Source organism: Methylophaga frappieri (genome assembly GCF_000260965.1).
Lineage (GTDB): Bacteria > Pseudomonadota > Gammaproteobacteria > Nitrosococcales > Methylophagaceae > Methylophaga > Methylophaga frappieri.
Window position 1 is genome coordinate 1,498,416 of record NC_017856.1, and the last position, 14,095, is coordinate 1,512,510.

Annotated in this window: 20 protein-coding genes; 15 read left to right on the plus strand and 5 right to left on the minus strand. The window is 47.2% G+C overall.

The features are described 5' to 3' along the window. Positions 1-116 precede the first annotated feature (116 nt). The 4 genes from Q7C_RS07110 (at position 117) to Q7C_RS07125 (ending at position 2,438) form a co-directional block, all read left to right on the plus strand. Entirely contained in the window at positions 117-674 is a 558-nt protein-coding gene (locus Q7C_RS07110) for an amidohydrolase family protein (RefSeq protein ID WP_041366649.1), read from the plus strand. Then, on the plus strand, positions 658-1,221 hold the full coding sequence (locus tag Q7C_RS07115; RefSeq protein ID WP_041366650.1) for a hypothetical protein: 564 nt from the start codon (positions 658-660) through the stop codon (positions 1,219-1,221). The genes Q7C_RS07110 and Q7C_RS07115 overlap by 17 nt, the downstream gene beginning before the upstream one ends. A 105-nt stretch (positions 1,222-1,326) precedes the next feature. After that, a complete protein-coding gene (locus tag Q7C_RS07120; RefSeq protein WP_041366651.1) occupies positions 1,327-1,728 on the plus strand; it encodes a hypothetical protein in 402 nt (133 codons plus the stop codon). Between the two features lie 173 nt (positions 1,729-1,901). Continuing rightward, the gene (locus Q7C_RS07125) at positions 1,902-2,438 is read left to right on the plus strand and encodes a hypothetical protein (protein ID WP_014704054.1); all 537 of its coding nucleotides are present in this window, start codon (positions 1,902-1,904) and stop codon (positions 2,436-2,438) included. 93 nt (positions 2,439-2,531) lie between these two features. On the opposite strand, the gene Q7C_RS07130 is transcribed toward Q7C_RS07125, so the two are convergent. Then, on the minus strand, positions 2,532-2,732 hold the full coding sequence (locus Q7C_RS07130) for a hypothetical protein (RefSeq protein WP_151194735.1): 201 nt from the start codon (positions 2,730-2,732) through the stop codon (positions 2,532-2,534). Positions 2,733-2,751: 19 nt separating this feature from the next. Between Q7C_RS07130 and chrA the strand changes: the two genes are divergently transcribed. The 4 genes from chrA to Q7C_RS07145 all read left to right on the plus strand — a co-directional run bounded on the left by chrA (position 2,752) and on the right by Q7C_RS07145 (position 5,876). Next, positions 2,752-3,966: a chromate efflux transporter gene (gene chrA / locus Q7C_RS07135; protein ID WP_014704056.1), complete on the plus strand. Its 1,215-nt coding sequence runs from the start codon at positions 2,752-2,754 to the stop codon at positions 3,964-3,966. Between the two features lie 92 nt (positions 3,967-4,058). Continuing rightward, the gene (locus Q7C_RS14020) at positions 4,059-4,244 is read left to right on the plus strand and encodes an SEC-C metal-binding domain-containing protein (protein ID WP_083839452.1); all 186 of its coding nucleotides are present in this window, start codon (positions 4,059-4,061) and stop codon (positions 4,242-4,244) included. An 86-nt stretch (positions 4,245-4,330) separates the two neighbouring features. Continuing rightward, the gene (locus Q7C_RS07140) at positions 4,331-4,696 is read left to right on the plus strand and encodes an MmcQ/YjbR family DNA-binding protein (protein ID WP_041367002.1); all 366 of its coding nucleotides are present in this window, start codon (positions 4,331-4,333) and stop codon (positions 4,694-4,696) included. Between the two features lie 133 nt (positions 4,697-4,829). Then, a complete protein-coding gene (locus Q7C_RS07145; protein ID WP_014704059.1) occupies positions 4,830-5,876 on the plus strand; it encodes a DUF2235 domain-containing protein in 1,047 nt (348 codons plus the stop codon). A 16-nt stretch (positions 5,877-5,892) separates the two neighbouring features. On the opposite strand, the gene Q7C_RS07150 is transcribed toward Q7C_RS07145, so the two are convergent. The 3 genes from Q7C_RS07150 to Q7C_RS07160 are packed head-to-tail and all read right to left on the minus strand — an operon-like array spanning position 5,893 to position 7,124. After that, complete coding sequence (locus tag Q7C_RS07150) at positions 5,893-6,531, minus strand: SDR family NAD(P)-dependent oxidoreductase (RefSeq protein ID WP_014704060.1); 639 nt, start codon at positions 6,529-6,531, stop codon at positions 5,893-5,895. A gap of 12 nt (positions 6,532-6,543) precedes the next feature. After that, positions 6,544-6,750 carry a helix-turn-helix transcriptional regulator gene (locus Q7C_RS07155; RefSeq protein ID WP_014704061.1) on the minus strand — a complete coding sequence of 69 codons (207 nt, stop codon included), beginning with the start codon at positions 6,748-6,750 and terminating at the stop codon, positions 6,544-6,546. Next, complete coding sequence (locus Q7C_RS07160) at positions 6,747-7,124, minus strand: hypothetical protein (protein ID WP_014704062.1); 378 nt, start codon at positions 7,122-7,124, stop codon at positions 6,747-6,749. Before Q7C_RS07160 ends, Q7C_RS07155 begins: the two co-directional genes overlap by 4 nt. A 195-nt stretch (positions 7,125-7,319) precedes the next feature. Between Q7C_RS07160 and Q7C_RS07165 the strand changes: the two genes are divergently transcribed. The 4 genes from Q7C_RS07165 to Q7C_RS07180 all read left to right on the plus strand — a co-directional run bounded on the left by Q7C_RS07165 (position 7,320) and on the right by Q7C_RS07180 (position 9,077). Further along, positions 7,320-7,613, plus strand: a complete 294-nt coding sequence (locus Q7C_RS07165) for a hypothetical protein (protein WP_014704063.1) — start codon at positions 7,320-7,322, stop codon at positions 7,611-7,613. 107 nt (positions 7,614-7,720) lie between these two features. Continuing rightward, positions 7,721-8,239: a hypothetical protein gene (locus Q7C_RS07170; RefSeq protein ID WP_151194736.1), complete on the plus strand. Its 519-nt coding sequence runs from the start codon at positions 7,721-7,723 to the stop codon at positions 8,237-8,239. Positions 8,240-8,296: 57 nt separating this feature from the next. After that, positions 8,297-8,710 (plus strand): nucleoside diphosphate kinase regulator, encoded by a 414-nt coding sequence (gene rnk, locus Q7C_RS07175; RefSeq protein ID WP_014704065.1) that lies wholly within the window; start codon positions 8,297-8,299, stop codon positions 8,708-8,710. A gap of 100 nt (positions 8,711-8,810) precedes the next feature. After that, a complete protein-coding gene (locus tag Q7C_RS07180) occupies positions 8,811-9,077 on the plus strand; it encodes a DksA/TraR family C4-type zinc finger protein (RefSeq protein ID WP_014704066.1) in 267 nt (88 codons plus the stop codon). Between the two features lie 57 nt (positions 9,078-9,134). Here Q7C_RS07180 and prlC read toward each other — a convergent pair whose 3' ends face one another. Then, a complete protein-coding gene (prlC, locus tag Q7C_RS07185) occupies positions 9,135-11,174 on the minus strand; it encodes an oligopeptidase A (RefSeq protein ID WP_014704067.1) in 2,040 nt (679 codons plus the stop codon). Between the two features lie 132 nt (positions 11,175-11,306). Here prlC and Q7C_RS07190 point away from each other — a divergent pair, with 132 nt between their 5' ends. The 3 genes from Q7C_RS07190 (at position 11,307) to Q7C_RS07200 (ending at position 14,001) form a co-directional block, all read left to right on the plus strand. Beyond that, positions 11,307-12,101 carry a UDP-2,3-diacylglucosamine diphosphatase gene (locus Q7C_RS07190; RefSeq protein WP_014704068.1) on the plus strand — a complete coding sequence of 265 codons (795 nt, stop codon included), beginning with the start codon at positions 11,307-11,309 and terminating at the stop codon, positions 12,099-12,101. Beyond that, entirely contained in the window at positions 12,101-13,135 is a 1,035-nt protein-coding gene (locus Q7C_RS07195) for a glycosyltransferase family 4 protein (RefSeq protein WP_014704069.1), read from the plus strand. The genes Q7C_RS07190 and Q7C_RS07195 overlap by 1 nt, the downstream gene beginning before the upstream one ends. A 137-nt stretch (positions 13,136-13,272) precedes the next feature. Next, positions 13,273-14,001, plus strand: a complete 729-nt coding sequence (locus tag Q7C_RS07200; protein ID WP_014704071.1) for an MlaA family lipoprotein — start codon at positions 13,273-13,275, stop codon at positions 13,999-14,001. The last annotated feature ends 94 nt before the right edge of the window (positions 14,002-14,095 follow it).

Below are 14,095 nucleotides of genomic sequence, written 5' to 3' on the forward strand. Positions count from 1 at the left end.
CAATATCAGAGTCGCACCTAACAAGCGCAGGCACGGCGACAGCTTTCCGTTGCGGCTTCGCCTTCACTATAACGCCGCGCGTGCTGCGGGCGTTATGCAGTATATGAGTCACTAAAGTGCCAGTATTTGAACCAGAAATAATAATTGCAGGTTTTGCAGCTGTTGCGGCTTGGATAGCAGCATTGTTTGCGTTTAGAAGCTATCGTGTGTCCAAGCGAGCATTAGAATTGGCAGAGCTTCAAAATGATTCCTTACGATCAAATATTTCTGCCTATTTGGCCGATTCATTTAGAGCTTATAACTCAGCCTTGAGAGAAGGTAAGTATATATTTTCAATTGCATACGCAAATAAGTCAGAAGCTTCCGACTCTATAACTGAAATAAGTCTCGAAACCTTTTATGTCAACTCAAAAGATAGGGTTGGCCATTTGATTTCAGCACATGAAGAAAATGCCGAAAAATGGCTGTCTGGCGGCGCAAAGCCCGCATCACTTCCCATCGTCATTCAACCTCGGTCATCAGTAACCGGATGGTTTGTTTTTGGTATCCCTCCAATTGCTGAGGGATCAAAGCGGGTGGAAAAATATAGGGTGGTAGCGCGAAATGCTAATGGTGAAGAAGTCTCGGTCGAATCATATATTTTACGGGAAATGAAATATGAAGAAATTTCGTAAAATTTCAGATTCCTCCCTAGTACCTATTATTAGCGATGGGGCTATAGCTACTCATGAAATAGGTGAGGGGCGTATGGTTCCTGTCTTAGTGGTTGACTGCACAGAAAGAGTAGAACTTAGAGACCTTATCTATGCCCATGAATATTCGCCTCCTGGAGATGTAACTGTCACATGGGCTGTTCTAAAGAGAGACAAAAGCAGTGTGGCTCTATTGCTGGAATTTTCAAGACCGTCAGCTTTAGAGGTGCTATTACAATTCAACATAAAAAAACAAGGTGGCGTAGTAGATGGAATTCTACATGCCAACGCCCTTTACCTCCAACCCTCGGAATCGGGGTTGAAGGTTGTTGATGGTTTAGACAAGGGTAAGATCCTTGTAGAGATACCTGATACGGGATTTTTACCTGATTGGGAAAAGCTTTATACGAACAATCTTGTAAAGACGTTTAAAAAGTCAGGATTTTCAAGGCGAGAGGCAAAAGAGGCAGCAGAGCAGCACAAGTCGATGCTAAGAGAAATCTGGTCTAAACGTATGAAACGTAGCTAAATGCATAATAAATCAAAGCACGCGGACATGGTAAAACTGTCATCTTTTTTGTTCCAAAAAAGCCGCCAACTTCATCATGCCGGTGTTTGAGGCGTTAGGCACCGCATGAAATCGTTACTAACAAACAATTTATTAATTATACTTCTGGCTTTTTCATGTCTGGTGGCCGGTATATTAGCCAGTGTTCTTTGGCAAGATTTTGAGTGGGTATCTCGGTCTGGCTCGTTAGTTGTCGGCCTTGGCATCATTTCTCTATCGCGCACATTCATCCTAAAGAAAGATCTGCTCCTAGAAATAAAAGCATCCGACAGTGATCTTAATCTCAACGCTCCCGAGTATTACCAAACGAAAAATCAGCCAATTCCAGACTACGTAGTTCAAGATCAAAACAGTAGGTTTGCTCTCGGTGTAGTCGGCCCGACACTCAGCTTTCTAGGCTCACTAATCTGGGGTTTCGGAGATTTGCTCAATAAATTTTTCGTTGGGTTCGGTGCAGGCTGTGCTTAACAATGCGCTGCAAAGGACGTTTGACCCGTCGCCGATTTTTTGGCATCCACCAAAAACGTGGCTGCCTCAAACGCCTCTCAGCTTAGGTTTTATGCCCATACGCCTCGATGCGATCTGCTTAATTTCGCTAACATTTCCCGTTGCCAGACTTTCAATACAAGAGATGATTCCCAATGAATTCAGCAGCTTTTAGTCAAATCGCCAAAGCCACATTGTCAATGGTGTTGTTAACCACCAGCCTATTTCCAGTCGCCTCTGCGCAATCTGATATAGCAGCGGAATTGCGACAAAAGACCATGGAATGTCGTACTGCACGCATCGGCGACTGTGTCCGAGCTTGTTTTATTCCATCGCGGGAGCTTGATGATGGTAGAGAGGTGTCAGAAGCCGACATTGAAGCCTGCCGAAATGCGCATGCTCAGCTAGCAACGCCTGCCAAACCTGAACCAACCTGGACACCCGAATATGCGCCGCTGCCGGATGTGGTCGGCGTCTTTCGTGGTGCCTTGGTTAATGCCCAAGGGCGTGATGACTGGAAACGTTACTGCCGATCATCAGCTATAGTCGGTGACGGTACACCGTGGAATGTGCCTAAAGGCGCCACCGTCAGGGTGTCGGGAATTCGCTACGTGACCAACCCTATTAACAGCTTTGATAGAAGTAAGAACGCCTGCCGTGCGGATAGTGTTGAGGTTGTTTCGACACCCTAATTGAAGTGACGTCTGGTAAAGGCGTGATGAGGCATAGCCTTGAATCAGATCGCTGTCTTTGATCGCCGGAGATGGCTCACGCTGCACGGCTATTCATGGCGTTAATTGACACATTGCTTCAGAGGTGGCGGCATAAAGCTCCATTTTGATCTCATCAAGCAAAACCTGATAGCGACTTTCTGAAGTATGCATCGCCTGTTGGTTTAATTTATTGGTAATGAGCGAGATAGAGCCATCTCGCTTCGCATCGAAGTCTGGCAATACGGGACAAATTTTAATAAGGTAAGCCCTCATTTTAGGTGAGTTGTTTTCGATGAATTCAAATCCCAAAACCCGCATATCCGGTAAGCCGCTTGAGGTTTTTCTCGCTTTTTTGAAACTTGGCTTAACGGCTTTTGGCGGCCCTATCGCGCATTTGGGATACTTCCGAACGGAATTTGTGGAACGACGACGCTGGCTCAGTGATGCGCAATTTGGGCAATTGCTCGCTATTTGCCAGTTTTTGCCTGGCCCCGCCAGCAGCCAATTAGGCTTTACGCTTGGGTTACTTCGTGGTGGCTGGCTGGGAGCGTTTGCGGCGTTCATGGCTTTTACCCTGCCCTCTGCAATATTACTTGTCGCTTTTGCCGCTGCCTTACCCTGGCTTTCTCAACCGATTGGCGAGGCTGCAATACACGGCCTAAAACTGGTTGCTTGTGCTGTCGTTGCCGATGCGGTTTTCGGCATGGCCAAAAAATTATGTCCTGATTTGCTTCGGAAACTTATCGCCCTCTTATCGGCTGCTATCTTAATTTTTGCGTCGTCTGCTTTAACGCAGCTGGCTGTCATCGCTTTGGCGGCAGTGATGGGGATGGTTTTTATCAGGCAGACCAATCAGTCCACTTCTCAGACCCCAATCCCCCTTCCCTATGGAACCAAATTGGGTGCGATGCTGCTGGCTGTATTTGTCTTGTTATTGCTCGGTTTACCGCTCTTTGCTTCGAGCCAACTCGGGTTTATTTCTGTTGCTGAGGCATTTTATCGGGCGGGGGCTTTGGTATTTGGCGGTGGCCATGTTGTGTTGCCATTGCTACAGGATACGGTGGTCAGCAATGGCTGGGCTAATACACAAGACTTTTTAGCTGGTTATGGCGCAGCGCAGGCGATTCCGGGGCCAATGTTTGCCTTTTCGGCGTATTTGGGCGCTATTATTTCGCCATGGCAACAAACGTATTGGATGGCGGCGACGGCGCTGGTCTTTTTGTTTTTACCGGGCTTTTTATTAATTAGCGGTGTCTTGCCTTTTTGGCGTGTGATTTCACAAAATCCGAACGCGATTCGGGCAATCGCTGGTGTCAATGCAGCGGTTGTCGGCTTACTTGGCGCGGCATTATACGATCCAATTATCACGTCAGGTATTACGGGTTATCTGGATGTTTTTATCGTATTGATTGCGCTCGTTCTGCTGATGCGATGGCGTATTAATCCGCTCTTTATCGTAGTTTGGTGTGTCAGCGCCTCGATTATTTCTTTCTGTTGCTTAGCTTAATCCGACTCGCGCACAAAGCTGTTGGGATAAGGTTACCCGTCATCGATGGCTTGGCGTAAGATAATCATTTCGTTAATGATTAAAAGTGAATAATGGCGACAAAAGACAATCTTGAACCAGAGACCTTAACCACGGAAGCTGAGTCGTGCTGTAATGACGCGGGTTGCTGCGCCCCACAAAGCCCCATCACACGCGATTACCCCAAAATTGGCAGAAATGATCCCTGCCCGTGCGGTAGTGAGAAAAAGTTTAAAAAATGCTGCGGCAAAAACAGTTAGTTTGAGGGTGCAGATGCCTTTCATTTATACGGAAAGTTATTTTTGGGGTTACATCGACACCGTTGTTACCCACCCCATTGTTTGGCATGACATACGCAGAATTTAATGATTTTTGTGGCGCGCTACCTGCAACAACCTATGTCATGCAATGGGGCAAGGCGCATGTTTGGAAAGTAGGCGGTAAAGTCTTTGCGATTGGTGGTTGGGAAAAAGAAAGTGATCCTGCTTTTACCTTTAAAACCTCAACCTTAAACTTCAATATTTTGCGAGATGAGCCGGGCTTTCGAGCCGCGCCATACATGGCAGCCAGAGGCATGAAATGGATTCAGCAATATGCTGTCATCGAAGGTGGCGATGCAGATCTCAAAGACTATATTCAAGAATCACACCGGCTGGTATCACTTGGCCTGACCAAGGCGCAACAAAAAGCATTAGGGCTTAATCAACGTTAAACATTCTTTTTTGTTGAAACCTGAAGTCAAACTAGATTGATATTAGGATATAAAGCGAGTAAGTGTTTGATGAATCACTGCCAATTTGAGGGAGACTGTTAGCTGTTCAACGTATTAATCAAGGAGAGATGCAATGAACAAACAAAGACTGATTGTTTTATTCGATGGGACCTGGAATGACCCGGAAGATCAGACCAACGTATACAGATTGTCTCGTCAGATTCACGACTACGATGGCGAGATACACCAGCGGTTCTTTTATGATCCGGGCGTCGGGACCTCCAAATTGTCCCGTTTTCTTGGTGGCACCTTTGGCTATGGTCTGAGTGAAAATCTCCGGCAAGGCTATGAGTGGCTGGTAAAGCGATATTCAGCCGGTGATGAAATCTGGGTTTTTGGTTTCAGCCGTGGCGCGTATACGGCGCGAAGCCTCGTTGGCATGATCAGAAAATGTGGCCTGCTCCATATAACAAAACCAAAATTGCTCGACGATGCCGAAAAATTGTATCGCAACAAAGAAGCAGCTCCCGATTCCGATGAATGTAAACAGTTTCGGGCCACCTATAGCCGGGAAGTCAAAATCCATTTCATCGGCGTATGGGATACGGTCGGGGCGCTCGGTATTCCCGGAACCAATCTGTCTGAGTATGGAAAGTATTCGTGGCACGACACCGAGCTGTCGAGCATTGTCGAACGAGCCTACCATGCCATGGCACTTGATGAGTTTCGAGCCGTCTATGATGTGGCGCTTTGGACCAGTCCAGAAGGCACAACTAAACCGAGTCAACTGGCTCTGGAACAACGGTGGTTCATTGGTGCGCATGCGAATGTTGGAGGTGGATACGGGGCAGATCCGCTCGCCGACATCTCATTGGCATGGATGAGCGCCAAAGCCCGGAATGCAGGGCTAGTGCTTGATGATTATGCAGCTGATAACAAAGCGTGGCACAGCGCACCAGCGCCCTCGTTCAACGAGTTTCTTGGTGGAGCCTATGCGTTCTTCAGACGCCTCAAAGCCAAAGGAGACGGCAAACACTTTCGTAAATACGCCACCGGACATAATGACTATCCAGCAGTCAATGTGACGGTCGACGAAAGTGTTTGGCAAAGGTGGCGAGATCCGCAATTTTCATATAAACCGAAAACACTGGTTGATGCCGGGCTGGAAGCGCCCGAGTGACGTAGCCTTGCAAGCGTTACGACGGCCAACGCAAGTCCTGATCGACACATTGATAGATCTGACCGATGCTGTCAGCGTCGCTCAATAATTGATGCGCCAATCTGGCTACTTCACTACGATAAATTAAGCCATGCACTTCATCATGTTGTGATAATTGGCCGGTATGGGTGATGCCGCCATCTTTGAGGCCACCGGGGCGCAAAATGGTGTAATCAAGAAGACTGGTTTGCAGCCATGATTCTGCGAGAGACTTTTCCCGAACGGCTGCACCGAAACCTTGCTTGGAGCGCTCGGACAGATATTGCCAGGAGTCCCCACAACCCAACGAGGTCACCAGTAGAAATCGCAAGACGTTATTGGCTTCCAGTGCATTTATCAGATGACGGTGACCGATATAATCGACCGGTACCTCAGCCCGATAACTGCCCATGGTTGAAATAACCCATGCCGCTTTGGGAAGCGCAGCAACCACTTCATTAACTTGCGACGCTTGTGTGGCATCACAGGAAAACGTTTGTAAACCAAACGCTGAAAGCTGTGGGTTTTTGGATGGATCCCGCGCTACGGCAATCACCTTGCAGCCTTGGTGGTGAAACAATTCAACCATTGCCGCACCCAGACCACTTCCTGCCCCCCAAATAACCACTGTTTGCATAGCCCCTCCGCCTTAGATATGACGATGTTCGTCTGGTAAAAAAATATCTTCGATTTTCAGCTGAAAATACTGCGCTATCTTGAATGCCAACGGCAAACTGGGATCGTACTTACCATTTTCGATGGAATTGATGGTCTGCCGAGAAACATTGAGTTGGCTGGCTATTTCTGCCTGCGAAATGCCGTGCTGATTTCTGAGCACTCGCAGTGTGTTATTCATTTATACATTCTTGCGACAAACGGCGTCGCAAAACCCCAGACCACCATCATAAACGGCAGAATCCAGACATACGGGATGCTGGGAAAGCCGACATTTTCCAGAAAGCCATAAGTAAATGTGCTCAAACCAACAATAGCAAAACTGAGTGCAAAGCTCATTAGTTGGATACGTTGCTGTAATTCATCTAAGCGGGCGACAGCGCGAATAATAGCCGCAGTCGCCATTAATGCCGGCACTACGGGTAAGAGCGCTACCCAAATCCGCCATGGGGATTGTGGATACATGATCAAAAACCCAATACTAAAAAAAATCGCCAGAGTGTATAGCGCCATACTCGAACCGAATTCAATCAGGTATTGCTTACTGTTTAGCATATCGCCCTCCCGAGATGTAAAGATGACTTGACACATTATGCGACCACCCTGCAAGTGTCAAGCGTACTTTACATTGGGATAGCGATTTGTCATGGTTAACCATGTCTGCGCAGAGTGAGTCTTGGCACCTTGAATTTACAGACGAAAAAGGCCAATCTGTAAGTATGATTTGAATCTGCCATTAGGAAATAAATCATGCGTTTGGGATGGGTGATCGCTGGCAACGTTTTGCAGCTTTGTTATGCATTGCTGGCTTTTATGGCGGTGGTTTTCTCCTCAGCCAGTCTGGTTAACACGCAATCATTAACGCCAATGCAGCATTTTATTCTGGATAATGCGCTGCATGTTTTACCCTTGGTATCCTTGGTGATCATCGTTTTGACTAGTGCTTTGTATTTTGCCGATGCGGCAGCACGATGGTATTGGCTTCATGCTATTCCGATTCTGTTAGGGATAGCTTATATTAGTTATGCAGTCGGTCTGAACTAAACCCGCTTGTTTATTTCATTGGGTTAGACAGCACTTGCTGATTTGGCTATTGACCTTGCTTAATCCCCCACACTATCAAATGTATACCGGCTATTCAGGTAGGATGAATGATGTATTTGGAAAAACGACCAACGAGCGTGAGCGTTATTGCATGGGCATGGATCGTTATTGGTTTTTTGATGCTGATTTCGGCCACATTGGGATTGTTTGCTCATCTGGTAACCAGCGGTTACTTTTCTGAATCTGATTGGCAATTTACCACTTACTTGTACCCGACCATTGCCCTGACTCAAATCGCAGTCGCGATCATGGGCCTCGTTGCTGGCATTTTTTTTCTGAAGATGCGGCCTTGGGCACGCTTTACTCTCGAAATCCTCACTTGGCTATCAATACTGCTGTTAGCCGGTTTTTTCTTTTTCGTCATGATGAAAATACTGAACATGGGTTCGGTGGACGCATCACATGCTCCTCAAATTGTGTCGATATTCATGACATTCGCCATGATACTCATGTACGGATTACCTTTATTTTTTGTACTGCGCAGGCTGAGAAGCCCGAAGGTCAGATTAGCTGTAAATGCGCAGGCTAATGCGGCAGTTGAACCGGCACAGGATAACCCTGCTTAGCGCACTGCCAGTCATCAAACTGCTTTTAAAAAATAAACAAACCTATCGAGGTAAACCATGCAAACCAGACCAGACATCACCATTTCGACTATCGATTCACAACGGCTTTATCAATTGATCGATGCGTTACCAGACACCAATCATGCTGCGATTATCAATCTTGAAGAAGAGCTTGAACGCGCCACATTGGTTTCGCCACAAGAAGTGCCGCCGACAATTGTGACCATGAATTCGACCGTGCAGTTTGTTATCGAATCGACGCAAAAATCGTTTGAACTGACACTCGTATATCCGAAAGATATGGATGACAGTGGACAAACCTTGTCTATTTTGTCACCAGTTGGCAGCGCCTTGCTCGGTCTGGCTATCGGCGATCAAATTGAGTGGCCTAATCCAAGCGGTGATACCTTGAAAGTCACCATCATCGATATCCTTTATCAACCCGAACGCGCAGGCGACTACCAGCGTTAATGATTTCCAGCATTCGCGGTGGTTACCCTGGTGGAAGATTTCCCCCCGCCAGCGCGAATATGATTAAATTGGGTTTTGATACCGTCATCAGGAGGTTGCTATGGCTGGAGGATGGTCCCGAGATGGGGCGGTACAAGATCAAATTGATGCCAGTGTCGAGGATGCGATTCATCAGGCACGGTCGCGTTTACCTAAAGGTGAGAGTCTGACGCATTGTGAAGAGTGCGATAAGCCTATCCCGCAGGCGCGGCGTGAGGCGATACCGGGCGTCAGGTTATGTGTGCAATGCCAGGAAATCGTTGATAAAGAAAACAAAGCAACTAGCTTATTTAACCGCCGCGGCAGTAAGGATAGTCAACTCCGTTAGCCGATTTCCATCTAAATTAGTGAGACAATAAAAAAGGGCCGTTTGGCCCTTTTTTATTTAAGCTGCGATACCGGAATGCCTGAGTAACGCATCAATTTGTGGTTCACGCCCACGGAATGCAATAAATAACTCCATCGGTTCACGGCTACCACCTTGTTCAAGAATCGACTCCAAAAACTCTTGGCCGGTTTTACGATCGAAAATGCCGTTTTCTTCAAACTTGGAGAAGGCGTCGGCAGATAACACTTCGGCCCATTTATAGCTGTAATAACCCGCCGCGTAGCCCCCCGCAAAAATATGGGCGAAGCTATGCGCAAATCGATTAAATCTTGGTGGTTTGACAACCGCTACTTCATCACGAACCTGCGCCAATACGGCATCGACCTGATTCGTTTTGGCTGGATCAAATTCCAAATGCAGACGGAAATCAAACAGTGAAAACTCTAACTGACGCAACATCATCATGGCGGATTGAAAGTTTCGCGCATCAATCATTTTCTGATACAAGTCATCAGGCAATTTTTCGCCTGTTTCATAATGCCCCGAAATCAAATCAATGGCTTCACGCTCCCAACACCAGTTTTCCATAAACTGGCTTGGCAATTCGACGGCATCCCACGCCACACCATTAATACCAGACACGCCAGCGACATCAATTTTGGTCAGCATGTGATGCAAGCCATGACCAAATTCATGAAACAACGTGGTGACCTCATCATGTGTAAACAAGGCCGGCTTACCATCGACCGGCTCGGAGAAATTACAGGTCAAAAATGCTACCGGGATTTGAATACCCTGACGGGTCTGGCGACGAACTTTACATTCATCCATCCAGGCGCCACCGCGTTTATGCTGACGGGCATATAAATCAAGATAGAACTGGGCGCGCACCGCACCATCATCACCGACAATTTCAAAAAAGCGGACATCGGGATGCCAGACATCCACTTGTTTGTTTTCTCTTATCTGCAGTCCATACAAGCGATTGACGACAGCAAACAGACCGTCGACAACGGTATTTTCTGGAAAATAGGGTTTAACCTCTTCTTGCGAAATGGCATAACGCTCTTGGCGTAATTTTTCTGCCCAGTAAGTAATATCCCAGGCTTCTAATACTATTAAACCAGATTTTTCTTTGGCGTAATCGCAAAGTTCTTTAAATTCCTGCTCAGCAATCGGTTTACTGCGCTGTGCCAGATCCGTCAGGAAATCCAATACTTGCTGGGGAGTTTGCGCCATTTTGGTGGCCAGTGATCGCTCGGCGTGATTTTCAAAGCCGAGCAACTGTGCTAGCTCATGCCGTAACTGAAGAATATCCTGCATGACCTGAGAATTATCCCATTGACCGGCATGCGGGCCTTGATCGGAGGCTTTGGTTGCAAATGCGGTATACATTTCTTCGCGCAAATCACGATTATCAGCGTAAGACATCACCGGCATATAAGACGGAAAATCCAGGGTAAACAACCAGCCATCAAGATTTTCCCGCTGTGCCATCTGTTTGGCCATAGCCACCGTTGAGGGAGGCAGCCCGGCCAATAACGTCTCGTCGGTAATATGTTTTTTCCAGGCATGGGTGGCATCAAGCAGATTTTCTTCAAACTTGACACTACGTTCGGTCATCTGCTGCGACAGTGTTTTAAAACGCTGCCGATCCGCTTCATCAAGCTCCACCCCAGACAGTCGAAAATCACGAACGGCATTATCAACTACTTTCTTCTGGGCCACATTGAGGTGATGATATTCGTCACTTTGCTGGAGCGTTTTATAAGCCTGATAAAGCGCTTCGTTTTGCCCTAACTCGGTACTGAAATCACTAAGTTTAGGTAAGCAAGCATTGTAGGCTTTACGGAGATCCTCAGAATTCATCACCGAATTGAGATGGCTGACCGGTGACCAGACCGTGTCGATCATAACGTCCAGCTCTTCCATTGGCACAACCAAGGTTTCCCAAGTCGGTTTGTCAATATTTTGCAAAGTGGTTTTGACTAAATCTCGAGCGCTGGCAAGCGCAGCATCCAGCGCCGGCTCCACATGCTCAGGCTTGATAGCTGAAAACGGCGGTAAAAAATCTTGATTTAGCAAAGGATTACTCATGGCCTGTTGGCTCCTGTCATTCTGTCTGTCAGCGGCGATGACGACTGGCGGTCATATTAGTGCAACCAAACATTCACATCGCTGCAATATGCATTCGTTAGTGTGCTTTCAACACAAAGGTTGGGGCATATTATGCAATCACAAGTCAGTCCAAAACGAAAACTAAAAGTTCGCAGCGTCTGGATTTCAGATATTCACCTTGGCTTTCGGGGCTGTAGCGCTGAATTGTTGCTGGACTTCCTGCACCACGTGGAATGCGAGTACCTGTATCTGGTTGGCGACATCATTGATATTTGGGAAATGAAAAAGAAAATGTTTTGGCCGCAGGAACATAACAATGTGATTCGCACCCTGCTGGGCAAGGCAAAGCACAATACCAAAGTGGTTTATGTACCCGGTAACCATGATGAGGTTTTGCGTGATTATGACGGCATGGTTTTTGGCAATGTCGAAATCAAACACGACACCATCCATACCACGGCAACCGGTCGCAAACTCCTGATTTTGCATGGGGATGAATTTGATAGCGTGGTGAAAATATCGCCCATGCTGGCCAAGATTGGCAGTCGCCTCTACGAATTTCTGTTACGAGCCAACCGCTACGTTAACTATGTGCGACGCAAAATGGGCTTTTCCTATTGGTCACTGGCCGCGTTTTTAAAACACAAAGTCAAAAATGCCGTGCAATACATTAGTAATTTTGAGGAAGCGGTTGCGCACGAAGCAGCAAGGCAAGGCGTCGATGGCGTCGTTTGCGGACATATTCACCGCGCCGAAATAACGCAACTGCATGGCATTGATTACTATAACTGCGGTGACTGGGTAGAGAGCTGCACAGCTTTGGTAGAGAATCCGGATGGCAGTATGGAAATTTTGTCATGGACTGAACTGGCAGCAGAAACCAGCGCTATTGCTCAGGCGGCCTGATGAAAATTATTATTGTCACTGACGCTTGGGAGCCGCAAGTCAATGGCGTGGTCCGGACCTTGGGGAAAACGCGCGATTATCTGAAAAGTTTTGGTCATGATGTCACCATGATCACCCCGCAACGCTTTAAAACAGTGCCCTGTCCTTCTTATCCCAGTATTCGTTTAGCTATTTTACCTTATAGAAAGTTGGCGAGAATTTTGCGCGACAAGCAGGCCAACGCGATTCATATCGCAACTGAAGGACCGTTAGGCCAAGCCGCTCGGCGCTGGTGTTTACGCCATCATGTCCGCTTTACCACCTCTTACCACACTCAGTTTCCGGAATATTTACGGTTGCGTGCACCTATTCCACTGAGTTGGAGCTATGCTTTTTTAAGACGCTTTCATCAACCTGCAGAGCGTACTCTGGTGCCAACTAAATCGCAGCAGACACGTTTGCAGTCACATGGTTTTGATAAGGTTGAAGTGTGGGGACGCGGTGTCGATACCCAGGTTTTTCAACCTGAAAACCCAGTAACACTGGACTTGCCGAAGCCGATTTTTGTCAATATGGGCCGTGTGGCGGTGGAAAAAAATATTGAGGCTTTTTTGGATTTAGATTTACCAGGCAGTAAATTGGTTATCGGCGATGGACCAGACAAAGCACAACTAGAAAAACGCTACCCCGATGTCGTTTTTGCAGGTGCGAAGTTCGGTGAAGAACTGGCAAGCTGGCTGGCTGGCTGCGATGTCTTTGTATTTCCGAGTAAAACCGACACCTTTGGTCTGGTGATTTTGGAAGCCATGGCCTGTGGCCTGCCCGTCGCCGCTTACCCTGTGACGGGGCCCATTGATATTATCGATCAAGGGAGTACCGGCTGGATGGATGATAATTTGCAACTTGCAGCACAGCAGGCATTAACACTGAATAAAGCCGATTGCATTTATTTCGCCGGATTAAATAGCTGGACAGCCTGTAGTCGCGAATTTGAGTCCAAGATGTTTAATAATACGCCTGAACCACCAGCAAATGCCCTAACAGAGGTCGTATAACCTTTTGCAAACGCATTTTCACTGTGGTTTCAGCACCACAATCAACGCGAATTATGACTTTTTTGCGACAGATCGCTTGATTCCCCATCAGCGTGCGTGAGATTATTTCTCTGTAAGTAACTTCAGGAAATAGCGCCATGACGCACGATAACTTATTCCGACGCTTTGGTTTTATCGCTTTACTGGCGCTAATGACAGGTTGTGCCAGCACCAGCAATAATCCACAGGATCCCTACGAGAGCTACAACCGGGCCATGTACAAATTTAATGACACGCTGGATAAAGCAGTTATTAAGCCGGTTGCGCAAGGCTATGACGCGGTGGTCCCTGATCCGATCAGCTGGGGTGTCAGTAATTTCTTTAGTAACCTCAACGAAATTACGGTCATCATCAACGATTTACTGCAAGGCAAGTTTGAGCAGGCCGCCCACGATACGGGTCGTTTTGCACTCAATACCACCGTTGGCGTATTCGGTATTTTCGATGTCGCAGGCCATGCTGGACACAAGAAAAATAATGAGGACTTTGGTCAGACCCTAGGCGTTTGGGGCGTTGAACCGGGCGCTTACGTCGTCTTACCTTTCTTTGGCCCGCGTACCGTGCGCGATAGCTTTGGTCTGGTTGGTGATATGTTTACGGATCCGGTCATGTATGTTGAAGGCGATGATGCCCGATTGGCCTTGGCCGGCTTACGAGTCATTGATACGCGTGCCAATTTACTAAAAGCCAGCAAGATTGTTTCTGAAGCGTCTGACGATGAATACGCTTATATTCGGGATGCCTATCTGCAGCGCCGTCAATATCTGGTTCATGACGGCAACCCACCAACAACCGATGATGACTTTGATTTGTTTGATGACCTGTAACCCATAGGTCATGCCAGATTTGAAAAGCCGGTTTTACGCCGGCTTTTTTTTACCTGTTCTCGATAAAAATACGCTATAACCACTGCGATTCTCG

What these genes read in the sequence shown, in the direction of transcription:
- Q7C_RS07190 (WP_014704068.1), top strand. Translation starts at nt 11,307, where the DNA reads ATGCAATCACAAGTCAGTCCAAAACGAAAACTAAAAGTTCGCAGCGTC.
- Q7C_RS07195 (WP_014704069.1), top strand. Translation starts at nt 12,101, where the DNA reads ATGAAAATTATTATTGTCACTGACGCTTGGGAGCCGCAAGTCAATGGC.
- Q7C_RS07165 (WP_014704063.1), top strand. Translation starts at nt 7,320, where the DNA reads ATGCGTTTGGGATGGGTGATCGCTGGCAACGTTTTGCAGCTTTGTTAT.
- Q7C_RS07155 (WP_014704061.1), bottom strand. Translation starts at nt 6,750, where the DNA reads ATGAATAACACACTGCGAGTGCTCAGAAATCAGCACGGCATTTCGCAG.
- chrA (WP_014704056.1), top strand. Translation starts at nt 2,752, where the DNA reads ATGAATTCAAATCCCAAAACCCGCATATCCGGTAAGCCGCTTGAGGTT.
- Q7C_RS07160 (WP_014704062.1), bottom strand. Translation starts at nt 7,124, where the DNA reads ATGCTAAACAGTAAGCAATACCTGATTGAATTCGGTTCGAGTATGGCG.
- Q7C_RS07125 (WP_014704054.1), top strand. Translation starts at nt 1,902, where the DNA reads ATGAATTCAGCAGCTTTTAGTCAAATCGCCAAAGCCACATTGTCAATG.
- Q7C_RS07115 (WP_041366650.1), top strand. Translation starts at nt 658, where the DNA reads ATGAAGAAATTTCGTAAAATTTCAGATTCCTCCCTAGTACCTATTATT.
- Q7C_RS07130 (WP_151194735.1), bottom strand. Translation starts at nt 2,732, where the DNA reads ATGAGGGCTTACCTTATTAAAATTTGTCCCGTATTGCCAGACTTCGAT.
- Q7C_RS07140 (WP_041367002.1), top strand. Translation starts at nt 4,331, where the DNA reads ATGACATACGCAGAATTTAATGATTTTTGTGGCGCGCTACCTGCAACA.
- Q7C_RS14020 (WP_083839452.1), top strand. Translation starts at nt 4,059, where the DNA reads ATGGCGACAAAAGACAATCTTGAACCAGAGACCTTAACCACGGAAGCT.
- rnk (WP_014704065.1), top strand. Translation starts at nt 8,297, where the DNA reads ATGCAAACCAGACCAGACATCACCATTTCGACTATCGATTCACAACGG.
- Q7C_RS07200 (WP_014704071.1), top strand. Translation starts at nt 13,273, where the DNA reads ATGACGCACGATAACTTATTCCGACGCTTTGGTTTTATCGCTTTACTG.
- Q7C_RS07120 (WP_041366651.1), top strand. Translation starts at nt 1,327, where the DNA reads ATGAAATCGTTACTAACAAACAATTTATTAATTATACTTCTGGCTTTT.
- Q7C_RS07180 (WP_014704066.1), top strand. Translation starts at nt 8,811, where the DNA reads ATGGCTGGAGGATGGTCCCGAGATGGGGCGGTACAAGATCAAATTGAT.
- prlC (WP_014704067.1), bottom strand. Translation starts at nt 11,174, where the DNA reads ATGAGTAATCCTTTGCTAAATCAAGATTTTTTACCGCCGTTTTCAGCT.
- Q7C_RS07170 (WP_151194736.1), top strand. Translation starts at nt 7,721, where the DNA reads ATGATGTATTTGGAAAAACGACCAACGAGCGTGAGCGTTATTGCATGG.
- Q7C_RS07150 (WP_014704060.1), bottom strand. Translation starts at nt 6,531, where the DNA reads ATGCAAACAGTGGTTATTTGGGGGGCAGGAAGTGGTCTGGGTGCGGCA.
- Q7C_RS07145 (WP_014704059.1), top strand. Translation starts at nt 4,830, where the DNA reads ATGAACAAACAAAGACTGATTGTTTTATTCGATGGGACCTGGAATGAC.